At 71.3% G+C, this 14316-nt stretch carries 11 protein-coding genes; 8 read left to right on the plus strand and 3 right to left on the minus strand.

Translation table 11 applies throughout. The features are described from left to right. Positions 1 to 14: 14 nt before the first annotated feature. Positions 15 to 1382 (plus strand): maltokinase, encoded by a 1368-nt coding sequence (locus HC362_RS09425; RefSeq protein WP_243083436.1) that lies wholly within the window; start codon positions 15 to 17, stop codon positions 1380 to 1382. 36 nt (positions 1383 to 1418) lie between these two features. Further along, positions 1419 to 3668, plus strand: a complete 2250-nt coding sequence (gene glgB, locus HC362_RS09430) for a 1,4-alpha-glucan branching enzyme (RefSeq protein WP_243083437.1) — start codon at positions 1419 to 1421, stop codon at positions 3666 to 3668. A 131-nt stretch (positions 3669 to 3799) separates the two neighbouring features. Here glgB and HC362_RS09435 read toward each other — a convergent pair whose 3' ends face one another. Continuing rightward, on the minus strand, positions 3800 to 5203 hold the full coding sequence (locus HC362_RS09435) for a cation:dicarboxylase symporter family transporter (RefSeq protein ID WP_279240083.1): 1404 nt from the start codon (positions 5201 to 5203) through the stop codon (positions 3800 to 3802). A gap of 174 nt (positions 5204 to 5377) precedes the next feature. On the opposite strand from HC362_RS09435, the gene HC362_RS09440 reads away from it, so the two are divergent. The 4 genes from HC362_RS09440 (at position 5378) to HC362_RS09455 (ending at position 10183) form a co-directional block, all read left to right on the plus strand. Next, positions 5378 to 7030: a sensor histidine kinase gene (locus HC362_RS09440; protein ID WP_243083438.1), complete on the plus strand. Its 1653-nt coding sequence runs from the start codon at positions 5378 to 5380 to the stop codon at positions 7028 to 7030. Beyond that, positions 7027 to 7728, plus strand: a complete 702-nt coding sequence (locus HC362_RS09445; protein ID WP_243083439.1) for a response regulator — start codon at positions 7027 to 7029, stop codon at positions 7726 to 7728. Before HC362_RS09440 ends, HC362_RS09445 begins: the two co-directional genes overlap by 4 nt. Positions 7729 to 7928: 200 nt before the next feature. Next, positions 7929 to 9287, plus strand: coding sequence for an ABC transporter substrate-binding protein (locus tag HC362_RS09450; protein ID WP_243083440.1), 1359 nt, complete (start codon positions 7929 to 7931; stop codon positions 9285 to 9287). After that, positions 9284 to 10183, plus strand: a complete 900-nt coding sequence (locus HC362_RS09455) for a sugar ABC transporter permease (RefSeq protein ID WP_243083441.1) — start codon at positions 9284 to 9286, stop codon at positions 10181 to 10183. The genes HC362_RS09450 and HC362_RS09455 overlap by 4 nt, the downstream gene beginning before the upstream one ends. Positions 10184 to 10376: 193 nt before the next feature. On the opposite strand, the gene HC362_RS09460 is transcribed toward HC362_RS09455, so the two are convergent. Next, positions 10377 to 11012, minus strand: a complete 636-nt coding sequence (locus HC362_RS09460) for an LAETG motif-containing sortase-dependent surface protein (RefSeq protein WP_243083442.1) — start codon at positions 11010 to 11012, stop codon at positions 10377 to 10379. Positions 11013 to 11225: 213 nt separating this feature from the next. Between HC362_RS09460 and HC362_RS09465 the strand changes: the two genes are divergently transcribed. After that, positions 11226 to 12050 carry a carbohydrate ABC transporter permease gene (locus HC362_RS09465; protein ID WP_209264750.1) on the plus strand — a complete coding sequence of 275 codons (825 nt, stop codon included), beginning with the start codon at positions 11226 to 11228 and terminating at the stop codon, positions 12048 to 12050. Here HC362_RS09465 and HC362_RS09470 read toward each other — a convergent pair. After that, complete coding sequence (locus tag HC362_RS09470) at positions 11963 to 12919, minus strand: LysR family transcriptional regulator (protein ID WP_243088458.1); 957 nt, start codon at positions 12917 to 12919, stop codon at positions 11963 to 11965. The genes HC362_RS09465 and HC362_RS09470 overlap by 88 nt on opposite strands. Positions 12920 to 13056: 137 nt before the next feature. Here HC362_RS09470 and HC362_RS09475 point away from each other — a divergent pair, with 137 nt between their 5' ends. Further along, a complete protein-coding gene (locus HC362_RS09475; protein WP_243083443.1) occupies positions 13057 to 14250 on the plus strand; it encodes an MFS transporter in 1194 nt (397 codons plus the stop codon). Positions 14251 to 14316 lie beyond the last annotated feature (66 nt).

Genomic DNA, 14316 nt, shown 5'->3' on the forward strand with positions numbered 1-14316 from the left:
TGGAGAGGTACGCCATGTCGGACAGTTGCTTAGACGTCATACAGACCTGGTTACCGCACCAGCGGTGGTACGCAGGAAAGGGGCGCCCGATCGAGGGCCTCTCAATGGTGGCGGCCACCGAACTGTTGCCGTACCGAGGCGGCGCCCCAGGACTCCTGCATCTGCTGATCCGCGTATCGCCACCCGGCGACTGCTACCAACTGCTGCTCGGCATCAGGGAGGTACTGCCACCCGAGCTGGCGCCCGCCCTCATCGGGCGGCCCACCACAGGGCCGCTACGCGGCGCGTCCGTCTACGAGGCGTTGCAGGACCCACGCCTGACCAGCCTCCTGCTGGAACGGCTGGGTACCCCGGGCAGCCTGGGACAGCTGCGCTTCTTCCGGGCCGAGCGGTGGGCCGCGCTCCCCGCGCGGCCCACCACCCCCCGCCCCCTCGACGCCGAGCAGTCCAACTCCTCGGTGATATACGGCAACGCGGCGATACTGAAGCTGTTCCGCCGCGTGGAGCCGGGCATCAACCCCGACCTGGAGCTGACGCACGCGCTCGCCCGGCAGGGCTGCCCCCACGTCCCCGCACCCCTGGCATGGTTCGAGTCGACCGCCGACGTGGGCGACCGCACCCTGGGCATCCTCCAGCCGTATCTGGCCGGCACCCGGGACGGCTGGCAGCTGGCGCTGCGCGCGCGAGCCCGAGGGGCGGACTTCACCGCGGCGTCCCACGCGCTGGGCCGTACGACGGCGCGGGTCCATACCGGACTGGCCGAGGCACTGCCCACCGGCACCCTGACCGGCCCCGAGCTGGAGCGGACGGCGGAGGGGATGGCGGGGCGCCTGGAGGCGGCCAGTGCGGCGGTGCCCGCGCTGCGGCCGTACCGGGCGGCGCTGCTGGAGACCTTCCGCGCGCTGGCCGCGCTCGGCGCACACGGCCGGGGGCTGCACACGCAGCGCGTGCACGGCGATCTCCATCTGGGCCAGGCGCTGGCCCATGAGGGCGGCGCGGGTGCGGAGGGCTGGACGCTCATCGACTTCGAGGGCGAGCCCGCCCGTCCGCTGTCCGAGCGCCGCGCTCCGCAGCCCGTGGAGCGGGACATCGCGGGCATGCTGCGCTCCTTCGACTACGCCGCCTGCCAGGGCCCGGCGGCCGGGGCCGAGTCGGCCCGCGCCCGTGCGTGGGCCGCTGCCAACCGGGCGGCGTACTGCGCCGGATACGCGGAGGCGTGCGGCCGGGACCCGCGCGAGGAGACCGTGCTCCTGCGCGCGTACGAGACGGACAAGGCCGTCTACGAGGTGCTGTACGAGGCGCGCAACCGGCCCGCGTGGCTGGGTATCCCGCTCTCCGCCGTCCGGCGGCTGGCGGCACCGTCTTCCGCGCCCTCTGCATGAACGATTCTTCGCCACCGTCCCACCTGGAGGAAGCACGTGGCCCTCGACAAGCCGCCGTCCGAGCCCGGCAGGGCCGAGGCCCCGGCCCCACTGCCCGACGAGGAGCGAGTCCGGCTGCTGGCCGGTACGCACCACGACCCGCACGCGCTGCTCGGCGCGCACCCGGGGCCTGACGGGGTCGTGATCCGTACGCTGCGGCCGTACGCCAGGGCCGTCACCGTCGTCGCCGGGCGGTGGCGGGTGGAGCTGGCGGACGAGGGCGACGGGCTGTTCGGCGGGGTCCTGCCGTCGGCCCCGGACTCCGTGCCCGCGTACGAACTCGTGGTCCGGTACGGCGCGGAACCGGGCGAGGACGAGATCACCACGGCCGACCCCTACCGGTTCCCGCCCACGCTCGGCGAGCTGGATCTGCATCTGATCGGTGAGGGCAGGCACGAGGAGCTGTGGCGGGCGCTGGGCGCGCATCCGATGACCGTCGACTCGGTGGCCGGCACCCGCTTCACCGTCTGGGCGCCCAACGCGCGCGGCGTACGGATCGCCGGGGACTTCAACCACTGGGACCCGACCGCGGCGCCGATGCGCTCGCTGGGCTCGTCCGGCGTATGGGAGCTGTTCCTGCCCGGGGTCGGCACGGGCGCGCTCTACAAGTTCGACATCGCGCGACCCGACGGCTCGCACACGCTGCGGGCCGACCCGATGGCGCGGCGCACCGAGTGCCCGCCCGCCACGGCATCGGTGGTGGAGTCCTCGCGGTACGTCTGGCACGACCAGGAGTGGCTGGCCGCGCGCGCCGACGCGGCACCGCACCGGGAGCCGCTGTCGGTGTACGAGGTACATCTGCCCTCCTGGCGGCCGGGGCTGTCCTACCGGGAGCTGGCCGGGCAACTCCCCGGGTACGTCAAGGACCTGGGCTTCACCCACGTGGAGCTGATGCCGCTCGCCGAGCACCCGTTCGGCGGCTCGTGGGGCTACCAGGTGACGGGCTTCTACGCGCCGACGGCCAGGCTGGGCACCCCGGACGACTTCCGGTACCTGGTCGACGCGCTGCACCGGGCCGGGATCGGGGTGCTGATGGACTGGGTGCCGGCGCACTTCCCCAAGGACGAATGGGCGCTGGCCCGCTTCGACGGGACGCCGCTGTACGAGCACCCCGACCCGGCGCGGGCCGAGCACCCTGACTGGGGCACCCTGGAGTTCGACCTGGGCCGGCGCGAGGTGCGCGACTTCCTGGTCGCCAACGCCGTCTACTGGTGCGAGGAGTTCCACATCGACGGGCTGCGCGTGGACGCGGTCGCCTCGATGCTCTACCTGGACTACTCACGCGGCGAGGGGCAGTGGACGCCCAATGTGTACGGCGGCCGCGAGAACCTGGAAGCGGTGGCCTTCCTCCAGGAGATGAACGCCACCGTCCACCGGCGCTGCCCCGGGGTGATCACGGCGGCCGAGGAGTCGACCGCATGGCCCGGGGTGACCCGCGCGACCCACCACGTCGGCGAGGGCGGCTTCGGCGGGCTCGGCTTCGGCTTCAAATGGAACATGGGCTGGATGCACGACTCGCTGGAGTACATGGCCAAGGACCCGGTGCACCGCAAACACCACCACGGCGAGCTGACGTTCTCGCTGGCGTACGCCTACGCGGAGAACTACATCCTGCCGATCTCGCACGACGAGGTGGTGCACGGCAAGCGGTCGCTGGTGGCAAAGATGCCCGGCGACTGGTGGCAGCAGCGCGCCAACCACCGCGCCTACCTGGCCTTCATGTGGGCCCACCCCGGCAAGCAGCTCCTGTTCATGGGGCAGGAGTTCGCGCAGGGCGCCGAGTGGTCCGAGGAGCACGGGCCCGACTGGTGGCTGCTGGACCCCTCCTACCCCGCCGAGCCCGATCACCGGGGAGTACGCGACCTGGTGCGCGCGCTGAACGCTGCGTACCTGGCGACGGCGGCGCTGTGGGAGCAGGACGGCGAACCCGCCGGGTTCGCCTGGGTGCTCGCGGATGCCGCGGACGCCAACGTGATCGCCTTTCTGCGGTTCGCCGCCGATGGGAGCCCGCTGCTGGCGGTCTGCAACTTCTGTCCAGTGGTGCGGGGCGGCTACCGCCTAGGGGTTCCTGAGGGGTGGGACGTGTGGTGTGAGGTCCTCAACACCGATGCGGTCCGCTATGGGGGGAGCGGGGTCGGCAATGCGACCCCGCTCCGGATCGAGCCCGAGCCGGCTCACGGCCGCCCCGCGTCCCTCCCCTTGACGCTTCCCCCACTCGCCACCTTGTGGCTGCGCCCGGCTGCGTGAGGGGCTGCCCCTATCCGTGCGTTGCGGACTGCGGGCCCGTTGTGGCTTGTCGCGCAGTTCCCCGCGCCCCTGAATGGCCACCCTCTTGCGCTTGCGCAGGGTGGGCAAGCGCGGCCCGCATGCGGGGTACGTCAGGCCTGGGAGGGCACCCGGTCCAGGGGCTCGCTCTTGGTGAGGGGGTCGTGGGCCGGTGCCGGCCCGTGCGCCGTGGACAGCGTCTGCTCGTCGAACGGAAGCCGCCCGGCCAGCACCTCCTGGACCCGCCCCCGGTCGATCTCCTTGGTCCAGGTGCCGATCAGCACGGTGGCCACCGCGTTGCCGGCGAAGTTGGTCAGCGCGCGGGCCTCGCTCATGAAGCGGTCGATCCCGACGATCAGACCGACGCCGTCGACCAGTTCGGGACGGTGGGACTGGAGGCCGCCCGCGAGGGTGGCCAGGCCGGCGCCGGTGACCCCGGCCGCGCCCTTGGAGGCGACGAACATGAACAGCAGCAGCGAGATCTGCTCGCCGATGCCGAGCGGGTTGCCCATGGCCTCGGCGACGAAGATCGAGGCCATGGTCAGGTAGATCATGGTGCCGTCGAGGTTGAAGGAGTAGCCGGTCGGCACGGTGATGCCGACGACGGGCCTGCTGACGCCCAGGTGCTCCATCTTCGCGATCAGCCGCGGCAGCGCCGACTCGGAGGAGGAGGTGGAGAGGATCAGCAGGAATTCCCGGCCCAGGTACTTGAAGAGCGCGAAAATATTGACGCCGGTGAAGGCGCGCAGGATCAGCCCGAGCACGACGAAGACGAACAGGAAACAGGTGGTGTAGAAGCCGAGCATGATCACGGCGAGGGATTTCAGCGCGTCCACGCCGGTCTCCCCGACCACGGCTGCCATGGCACCGAACGCGCCGACCGGGGCCACCCACATCACCATCGCCAGCACCCGGAAGACCAGCTTCTGGATGTGCCCGATGCCGCGCAGCACCGGCTCCCCGGCGCTGCCCATGGCCTGCAGCGCGAAGCCGACGAGCAGCGCGACCAGCAGGGTCTGCAGGACCTGCTCCGTGGTGAAGGCGGAGACCAAGGTGGTGGGAATGATGCCGAGCAGGAACTCGACCGTCCCCTGGCTCTCCCCTGCCTGTGAGGCGCCCGCGTCCCGCGCCGCGTCGGTCAGATGCAGCCCCTCACCAGGGTCCAGCACATTGCCGACGGCCAGCCCGATGGCCAGCGCTACCAGCGACATCACCAGGAAGTAGCCGAGCGCCATCCCGCCGACGGCACCGACCTTGGCCGCCTTGCGGACGGAGCCGATGCCCAGCACGATCGTGCAGAAGATGATCGGGGAGATCATCATTTTGATCAGGCTGACGAACCCTTCGCCGAGCGGTTTCAGCTCGGTGGCCACGCCCGGTGCCGTCAGGCCCAGGATCACGCCCAGGATCACGGCGCCGATCACCGCGATGTAGAGGTAGTGCGTACGGTCCCGTTTCGCGCGTGGTGCTTCCGGCGCAGCGCCCGCTGCGGCCTGCTGCGGTGTCTTCTTCGACACGTCGGGGGCTCCTCGTCCATGGGTCACTTCACGACGTCTTCGCGGGAACGTCCAGGTGGACGGTCGATTGCGAATCCGGATCGTGCTGAGTCCCGGCGACTATGCAACACGGTGCGATGTGCGTCACCCTTACGTGCATTACGTGCACGGAACAAGCCACGGCAGACTGAGAGAATGCGCGTTCCCCGCCCCCGCTCACCTGTGCGGTCCCACCCGCGCAGCCTGGCGGGCCAGCTCTTCGCGATGCAGGTCGTGCTGGTCACCGCCGTGGTCGTGGGCTGCGCGGTGTTCGCGTACGTCTCCGCGAAGTCGCAGGCCAGGGACGCGGCCACGCACCGTGCCCGGGCGACCACACAGGCGGTGGCCGATTCTCCCTCCGTCCGGGAGGCGATCGGCTCGCCCGACCCCAGCAAGCGGCTGCAGCCGTACGCGGAGCAGGTCCGCCGCGACACCGGCGTCACCTTTGTGACGATCATGGACACGGACGGCACCCGGTGGACGCACCCCGATCCCCACCGGATCGGCAAGCGGTTCGTCGGCCATATCGGCCCTGCGCTCAAGGGCCGCACCTTCGACGAGACCTACACCGGAACCCTGGGCCCCTCGGTGCGGGTGGTGACCCCCATCCGGGCCGCCTCGCACGACGGGCACCAGGGCCGGATCATCGGCCTGGTCAGCGCCGGGATCGCGGTCGAGACCATCGGCAGGCAGGTCAGCGCGCAGCTCACCGCCGTCCTCGCCGTCGCGGGCGGGGCGCTGGCCCTGGGCGCCGTCGGCACCTACGTGATCAACGCCCGGCTGCGCCGCCATACGCACGGGATGAACGCGGCCGAGCTGAGCCGCCTGTACGCCTACCACCAGGCCACGCTGCACGCGGTGCGCGAGGGCCTGCTGCTGCTGGACGGGCAGGGGAGGGTCGCGCTCGTCAACGACGGCGCGCGGCTGCTCCTCGGCCGGGACGGTGACGAGGCGCTGGTGGGCCGGCCCGTCGCCGAACTCGGTCTGCCGCCCGAGCTGACCGCGGCGCTGCTGGCCGACGAGGAGCGGGTGGACGAGGTCCATCTGACCGGCGATCGTGTCGTCGTCGTCAACACCGCGCCGGTCGACGGCGGGGAGCACCGCGGCACCGTGGTGACCCTGCGCGACCACACCGAACTGCGGGCCCTGGCGGGCGAGCTGGACTCGGTGCGCGGCTTCGCCGAGGCACTGCGGTCCCAGGCCCACGAGGCCGCCAACCGGCTGCACACCGTCGTCTCCCTCATCGAACTGGGCCGGGTGGCCGAAGCCGTACGCTTCGCCACCGAGGAACTGGAGCTGGCCCAGGCCCTCACCGACCGGGTCGTCAGCGCCGTGCGCGAACCCGTACTGGCCGCGCTGCTGCTGGGCAAGGCGGCGCAGGCCAAGGAGCGCGGCGTGGAGCTGACGCTGACCGATGACTCCGCCATCGAGGAGATATCCGGCCTGCCACCCAGGGACCTGGTGACGGTGCTGGGCAATCTGATCGACAACGCGGTGGAGGCCGTCTCCCCCGCCGGGCAGGTCACCGTCACCGTCCAGCATGCCGCCACCCCGGCGCCCGGCGAGCTCGTCCTCCGCGTCGCCGACGACGGTCCAGGGCTGCCGCCGCAGGCCGGGAACCGCCTCTTCGAACGGGACTGGACCACCAAGCCGGGCCGGGGACACGGCATCGGCCTCGCCCTCGTACGGCAGACCGCCGAGCGCCACGGGGGCCGGGTGCGGGCCCGCGATCTGCCCGATGCGGGCGCCGAATTCGAGGTGCGGCTGCCGCTGCGCCAGGAGGCACTCCCCAAGGAGGTGCTCCGATGACCCTGCGCGTACTGGTCGTCGAGGACGACCCCGTGGCGGCCGACGCGCACGCCCTCTACGTCTCCCGGGTGCCCGGTTTCGAGGTGGCGGCCAAGGCCCACTCGCGGGCGGAGGCGCTCCGCGCCCTGGAGGAGGCGGCGACGGCGGAGACCGGCGGCATCGATCTGATCCTCCTCGATCTGTATCTGCCCGACGGCAGCGGCCTCGACCTGCTGCGCTCACTGCGCGCTGCGGGCCACTCGGAGGATGTGTTCGCGGTGACCTCGGCGCGCGACCTGACGATGATTCGTGAAGGCGTCTCGCTCGGCGTCGTCCAGCACGTACTCAAACCGTTCACCTTCCGTACGCTCAGCGACCGGCTGCTGCGGTACGCGGACTTCCGGGCCACGGCCGAGACGCGGGGCGAGGCGATCAGCCAGGACGAGGTGGACCGTACCCTGTCGGTGCTGCACGCCGTACCGGCCGCCTCGACGCTGCCGAAGGGGCTGAGCGCGCCCACGCTCACGCGGATCACGGCTCAACTGCGGGATGCGGCTGCTGCCGGGCTGACGGCGAGCGAGGCGGCGGCAGCGCTGGGGGTGAACCGGATCACGGCCCGCCGCTATCTGGAGTACCTCGTCGCCGCGGGCCGCGCGGACCGGCATTCCCGCTACGGCCAAGTTGGGCGGCCCGAGCACCATTACGTCTGGCGCCCGTAGCCGTCCCCCGCATGGGGGGCTGCCCCGTCAGGGGCGCGGGGAACTGCGCGCGCAACCACAGCGCAACCCGCGGTCTGCAACGCGCAGCAAGGGGCACCCCCTCATCAGCCCTCAACTGTTCGCCCTCGCACGGATATTGACCACAAAGGGTCCGCAGAGCCACCGTACTCAGGACCCGCCTGGTCCGAGGAGGCATGCCCGTGCGCCCCACCGCTCCGCAGATCCTCGCTCTCGCAACAGCCCTCGCCGCCGCGACCCTCACCGCCTGCGGCGGTGGCGGGGCCGGTGACAAGAACACCGTGCGCATCGCGTTCCACAAGGAGACCGACAACAAGGTCACCTTCCGCGACGACTATCTCAAGTTCGTGGCGGAGAAGTTCGAGAAGCGCTATCCGGGCAAGAAGGTCGACCTGGTGCCGATCCAGGCGACGCAGCAGGACTACTACACCAAGATCCAGCAGATGATGCGCTCTCCGAAGACGGCGCCCGACCTGGTGTACGAGGACACATTCCTGATCAACTCCGATATCAAGAGCGGCTATCTGCGCCCCCTGGACAACTACCTCGCCAAGTGGGACGACTGGAAGCAGTTCGAGCCCGCTGCCAAGCGGGCGGCCGGTGCGGCGGACGGGCAGACGTACGGGGTGCCGGACGGCACCGACACCAGGGGCCTCTGGTTCAACAAGAAGCTGTTCAAGAAGGCGGGCCTCCCGCAGGACTGGCGCCCGAAGACCTGGGACGAGGTACTCGAGGCCGCCCGCACCCTCAAGCGGAAGGTGCCCGGCGTCATCCCGCTCAATGTCTACGCGGGCAAGGGCGCCGGTGAGGCAACAGCCATGCAGGGCTTCGAAATGCTGCTCTACGGCACCGGAGAGGACCCGCTCTACGACCCGAAGGCCAAGAAATGGGTCAAGGGCGGCAAGGGCTTCCGGGAGAGCCTGAAGTTCCTCGACACCGTCTACAGCCAGCATCTCGGCCCCGACGAGGACCAGATGGTCGATCCGAACGTCACCACGGACGTCGCCACCGAGCTGCTGCCGAAGGGGAAGCTGGCCATCGCGCTGGACGGCTCCTGGCTGAGCCAGTTCTGGATCAAGACGGGTGGCAAGCCGTGGCCGGAGTGGAAGGAGACGATGGGGCTGGCGCCGATGCCCACCCAGCACGGCCGGCCGCCCGGCGAGGTGAGCATGTCCGGCGGCTGGACCTGGTCGATCCCCCGGCACTCGGACAACCCGGATCTGGCCTGGAAGATGATCCGCACCATGCAGACGAAGGAGAACGCGGTCGAATGGTGCATCCGCGGCTCCCAGGTGGCGGTGCGGCAGGACGTGGCCGACGATCCGCGCTACCGGAAGTCCATGCCGGGCATAAAGTTCTTCACCGAGCGCGTGGAGCACACCCACTACCGCCCCGCGCTGCCCGCCTATCCGCGGGTCTCGGCGGCCATCGCGGAGGCCACCGAGGCCGTGGCCACCGGTGACTCCTCACCGCAGGCGGCGGCGAAGGCGTACGACGAGCAGCTGGACGGGATCGCCGACGGCGCGACCGTCACCAAATGACCACCGCCACGACCGACCGGCCCGCACGGGTGCGCACCGGGGTACTGCGCTGGCTGCCGCTGGCGCCCGCCACCACCGTGCTGCTGCTCTTCCTGGCGGGCCCGATCGGCTACTGCGTGGTGCTGGCCTTCACCGACATGCGGCTCACCGGGCAGGAGTCGGTGTCGTTCGTGGGGCTGGACAACTTCACCCGCGCCTTCGGTGACCCGCACTTCCGCAACGCGGTCGTCCTCACCCTGGTCTTCACCCTGGTCTCCTCGATCCTGGGCCAGAACACGCTGGGCCTGGCGCTCGCCTCGCTGATGCGGCGGGCCTCCAGGACGGTGCGAACGGCCACCGGGGCCGTGGTGATCAGCGCCTGGGTGCTGCCGGAGATCGTGGCGGGGTTTCTGCTGTACTCCTTCTTCCACCGGGAGGGCCAGCTCAACGCGGTGCTGGAGCGGCTGCAGCTGCCCACCCAGAACTGGCTGGTGACGCTGCCGATCCTGGCCGTCTCCTTCGCCAACGTCTGGCGGGGCACGGCGTTCTCGATGCTCGTCTACTCGGCGGCGCTGGCCGAGATCCCGCAGGAGGTCACCGAGTCGGCCGAGGTGGACGGCGCGAGCGGTTGGCAGCGGCTGTGGTACATCACGCTGCCGATGATCCGCCGCTCCATCGGCACCAATCTGATGCTCAACACGCTCCAGACGCTGTCCGTCTTCGGGTTGATCTGGGCGATGACCAAGGGCGGACCGGCCCACCGGAGCGAAACCCTGCCGGTCTTCATGTACGACCAGGCGTTCACCAAGTCGCTCATCGGCTATGGAACGGCCGTCGCGCTGCTGCTGCTTGTGGTGGGGGCGCTGTTCTCCGCCGTCTATCTGCGGCTGATGCGGGAGGAGGTGACCGCACCGTGAGGCCGCCGGACGGAGGCGGGCGGCAGGAGCGGACGGGGCACTGCTCGGCGTACGCGGGGCCGCCGGCGCGTACAGAACGCCCGGCGGCCGGTCGGGACCGGCCGCCGGGCGGTGGTACGGACTGCCCGTCAGTCACCCGACGGAGCGGTGCGGGGCTGCACGGGGGACAGCCCCGGCGCGGTCGGCGCCGTGATCAGCTCTGCGAGGAGCGGCGCTTGCGCGCGAAGACCACCAGGCCGCCGCCGGCGATGACCACGGCGGCCGCGATGCCGGCGATCATCGGGGTGTTGCTGGACGAACCGGTCTCGGCCAGGTCGTCACCGCCGCCCTGCGGCTTCTCGGCCGGGGCGCTGCTGCTGGGCTCGGAAGCGCTCGGCTCCGGCTTCTCGCTCGCGCTCTGTGAGGGGCTGGCGCTGGGCGACGGCGGGGTGGACTCCGACTCGCTGGGCGAGGGGGCCGGGGTCTCGGAGGGCTTCTCGCACACCGGGGACGTCTTGGTCTCCGGACCCCACGAGAACTGGTCGCCGTCCGAGGCCACGACCTTGGCCGTGACGTCCAGCGGCTTGCTGTGCTCGGGCAGGTCCACCTTCTTGTGGAAGGTGCGGCCGAAGGTGTCGTCGATCAACACCTTGTCGCCGGCCTTGACGGTGACCTTGTTGCCCTCCGGTGCGTACTGCTTGAGATCGATCGAGACCGAGTCACAGGTCACCGACCACTGGGGGGTGTGTGCCTGGGCGGGGGCAGCCGCTATCGCGGTGCCGACGAACGCCGCGGCACCGGTCGCCGCGATGGCGACCGACCGCTGCCATCTGAGGCGCAGTGCTGTCATCGTTTTCCTTCCGGTAGGACCACGACCGCACGAGATGCACGTACGGCGGGTGACAGCACGGTACTCGCATCGGCAACGCACGACACACGGACCCCGCAATATCCAACTGTTGTCGGCCAAGGCCCAGTTCGCCGCACCTACACGGAACCTCCATGACCGCAGGTCGCGGGGGCGGCGCCCGCTCCACTCGAAGGAGGTTGCGATTCGGTGAAGTTGAGCAGGCGCGCCCGGGGGCGGCTCGCCGCCGACGCCGGACTCGTGGTGGTCCTGGCGGCGTTCGTGACGCCGCTCGCATGGCTGGTTCTCGCCTCCCTGGACGCCGAGGCGACGCTGCGGGTACGACCGCCGGACTCCCCCACGCTGGAGAACTTCTCGGCCGTACTGACCGACGAGATCACTTTCACGCCGATGCGCAACAGCCTGCTGCTGTGCGGCGGCGCCACCGCCCTGACGGTGGCGTGTGCGGCGCTGGCGGCCTACCCGCTCTCGCGCTTCCGGTCCCGCTTCAGCCGCCCGTACCTGCTCACCATCCTGTTCACCACCTGCCTGCCGGTCACAGCCGTGATGGTGCCGGTCTACGGGCTGTTCGTGCAGATCAACCTGATCGACACGCTGTACGGCACAGCCCTGTTCCTGGCGGCCTCGCAACTTCCCTTCGCCATCTGGCTGATGAAGAACTTCATGGACGGCGTGCCGCGCGTACTGGAGGAGGCGGCCTGGACGGACGGTGCCTCGTGGTGGCAGTCACTGCTGCGGGTGGTACTGCCGCTGATGGGGCCGGGCGTCTCGGTCGTGGCGATCTACAGCTTCGTGATGATGTGGGGCAACTTCTTCGTGCCGTTCATGCTGCTGCTGAGCCCGGAGCAGATGCCCGCCTCGGTCAGCATCTTCACCTTCTTCGGCAACTACGGCGCGGTCGTCTACGGCCAGTTGGCGGCCTTCTCCATCCTCTACTCGACCCCGGTGATCCTGCTGTACGTGCTCGTCTCCCGCCGGCTGGCGGGCGGCTTCGCGCTGGGCGCGGCGGTCAAGGGCTGAGCCGCGTCGGCCACTGTCCGTGTGAAGGCGTGCAGCAGCGCGGTGTCCGTACCCCGCACGGTCACCAACGCCAGCTCCGAGAGAGGCAACCCCTCGACGGGTACGTAGGCGATATCCGCACGGGCGTGCGCCTCAGCGGTGGGGCGGCACAGCAGCATGCCTCCGCGCCCCGCAGCGGCGTTGGCCAGCCCTTCCTGGAGCGTGGCCACAGCCGGACCGCGCGCAACAGTGCGGCCCCGGGGTGTGCGCGGCGGCGCCTGGTGGTCCCGCCAATAGCCGGGCGCCGGGGGCGCGGCGGCGATGAGGGGGCAGTCGGTGAGGTCCTCGGCGTCCAGCGAGCCGCGCCCGGCGAAGGGATGGTGCGGGGAGACGGCCAGCATCCACGGCTGCTCATTGAAGCAGGGGCCCACCACCAGATCGGGCTCCTCGACGGGCAGGAGCACGACGGCCGCGTCCACCTCGCCGCGCCGCAGCGGCCCGAACGGGTCCGCCATGGTGATCTCCACGATGTCGGTCTCCACCCGTGGGTGGCGGGCGTGGAAGAGGCCGAGCGCCGCCGTCATCCGGTGGTTGGCGCTGCCCAGGAACCCCAGCCGCAGCCGCCCTGCCACGCACCGTGCCGCAGCGCGTGCCTCGTCCACGGCCTCACCCAGCAGCCCGTAGGCGGGCCGCAGCTGCGCGAGGAAACGGGAGCCGAGCGGGGTGAGCTCCACCCGGCGGCTGGTGCGCTCCACCAGCCGCGCCCCGATCCGGCTCTCCAGGGAGCGCAGCAGCTGGCTGACCCTGCTCTGCGACACGTACAGCCGCTCACCGGTGCGCCCGAAGTGCAGCTCCTCCGCGAGGACGAGAAAGCACTCCAGCTCTCTCATCTCCAGCGAACGGATTCTGGTGCCGCCGTCCAACTCGGCCTCCTTCTGCTCGGCCTGCCGCGTCGATGAGCCCCGCTCATGGAAGGATGAGAAGTCCGCCGTTGTTCCCTCCCGGCGCGGGCCGAAGGCTGGAGGGCATGACACAGACCCTCTCCTCCACCCCCTCGACGGCGCCGGAGCGCACGCCCCTGCGGGCCTGGCTCGGCGTCGTCTCGCTCACCTCGGCGACCTTCGCGGTCACCGCGGCCGAGATGCTGCCGGTCGGGCTGCTCACCCGTATCGGCGACAGTCTGCGCGTCTCGGAGGGCTCGGCCGGCCTGACCGTCACGCTCACCGGCATCGTCGCCGCCCTCGCCGCGCCCCTCGTCCCGCTGGCCGCGGGCCGACTCGACCGCCGTGTCCCACTGGCCGGGCTGGCGCTGCTGCTGGCCGTCGCCAACGCGCTGTCGGCCCTCGCGCCCAACCTCACCGTGCTGCTGGCAGCGCGCGTACTGGTGGGCGTCGCGCTGGGCGGCGTCTGGGCGCTGGCGGCGAGCCTCCCGGTACGGCTGGTGCCGCAGCGCTCGCTGAACACCGCGCTGGCGGCCGTGTTCGGCGGCATCGGCATCGCGAGCGTACTGGCCGTGCCGGCGGGCACCATGCTGGGCGAAGTGGCGGGCTGGCGCGCCGCGTTCGGCGCCGCTGCGGGGCTCGCGGTGGCCGTCGCGCTGGCCCTGGCGCTGCTGCTGCCCGCGCTGCCCGCCGAGCGCCCGGTGCGTCCCGGCACCTTGCTGCTGCTGTTCGGCAACGCGCGGCTGCGCGCCGGATTCGTCTTCCTCGCGCTGGTGGTGACGGGGCACTTCGCCGCCTACACCTATGTCCGGCCGGTGCTGGAGGAGATCTCCGGTGTCGCGCCCGCGCTGATCGGGGCGCTGCTGCTGGCGTACGGCGCCGCGGGCATCGCCGGCAACTTCGCCGCAGGCGCCCGCGCGGCACGCCACCCGCGCGGCACGCTGCTTACGCTGGGCGCGGGGATCGCGGCCATGACGGCGCTGCTGGCGGCGGCCGGTTCGGCCACCGGGCTCGCCGTCGCCGTACTGCTGCTGTGGGGCCTGGCCTACGGCGGGCTCTCGGTCAGCGCCCAGACGTGGGTCCTCGCCGCGGCCCCGGCGGAACGCGAGCCCGCGGGGGCGCTGTTCGCCTCCGTCTTCAACGCCTCCATCGCACTCGGCGCCTTCGTCGGCGGCCGAGTGGTGGACACGGCCCCACTGCCCTGGGTCCTCCTACTGGGCGCAGCGCTGGCCGCCTGCGCACTGGCGGTGCTCGCCGCAACGAAGAGCCCCACCGCGTAGAGGGGGCGCGCCCCGCAGGGGCGCGGGGAACGGCGCGACCAGCCACACACAACCCGCAGCCCGCAA

The sequence above is a fragment of the Streptomyces sp. 891-h genome (genome assembly GCF_022760275.1).
Lineage (GTDB): Bacteria > Actinomycetota > Actinomycetes > Streptomycetales > Streptomycetaceae > Streptomyces > Streptomyces spirodelae.

Bases quoted from the DNA above. Each gene is read 5' to 3' on its own strand.
- HC362_RS09425 (WP_243083436.1), top strand. From the start codon at position 15: ATGTCGGACAGTTGCTTAGACGTCATACAGACCTGGTTACCGCACCAG.
- HC362_RS09440 (WP_243083438.1), top strand. From the start codon at position 5,378: ATGCGCGTTCCCCGCCCCCGCTCACCTGTGCGGTCCCACCCGCGCAGC.
- HC362_RS09445 (WP_243083439.1), top strand. From the start codon at position 7,027: ATGACCCTGCGCGTACTGGTCGTCGAGGACGACCCCGTGGCGGCCGAC.
- HC362_RS09455 (WP_243083441.1), top strand. From the start codon at position 9,284: ATGACCACCGCCACGACCGACCGGCCCGCACGGGTGCGCACCGGGGTA.
- HC362_RS09460 (WP_243083442.1), bottom strand. From the start codon at position 11,012: ATGACAGCACTGCGCCTCAGATGGCAGCGGTCGGTCGCCATCGCGGCG.
- HC362_RS09470 (WP_243088458.1), bottom strand. From the start codon at position 12,919: ATGAGAGAGCTGGAGTGCTTTCTCGTCCTCGCGGAGGAGCTGCACTTC.
- HC362_RS09475 (WP_243083443.1), top strand. From the start codon at position 13,057: ATGACACAGACCCTCTCCTCCACCCCCTCGACGGCGCCGGAGCGCACG.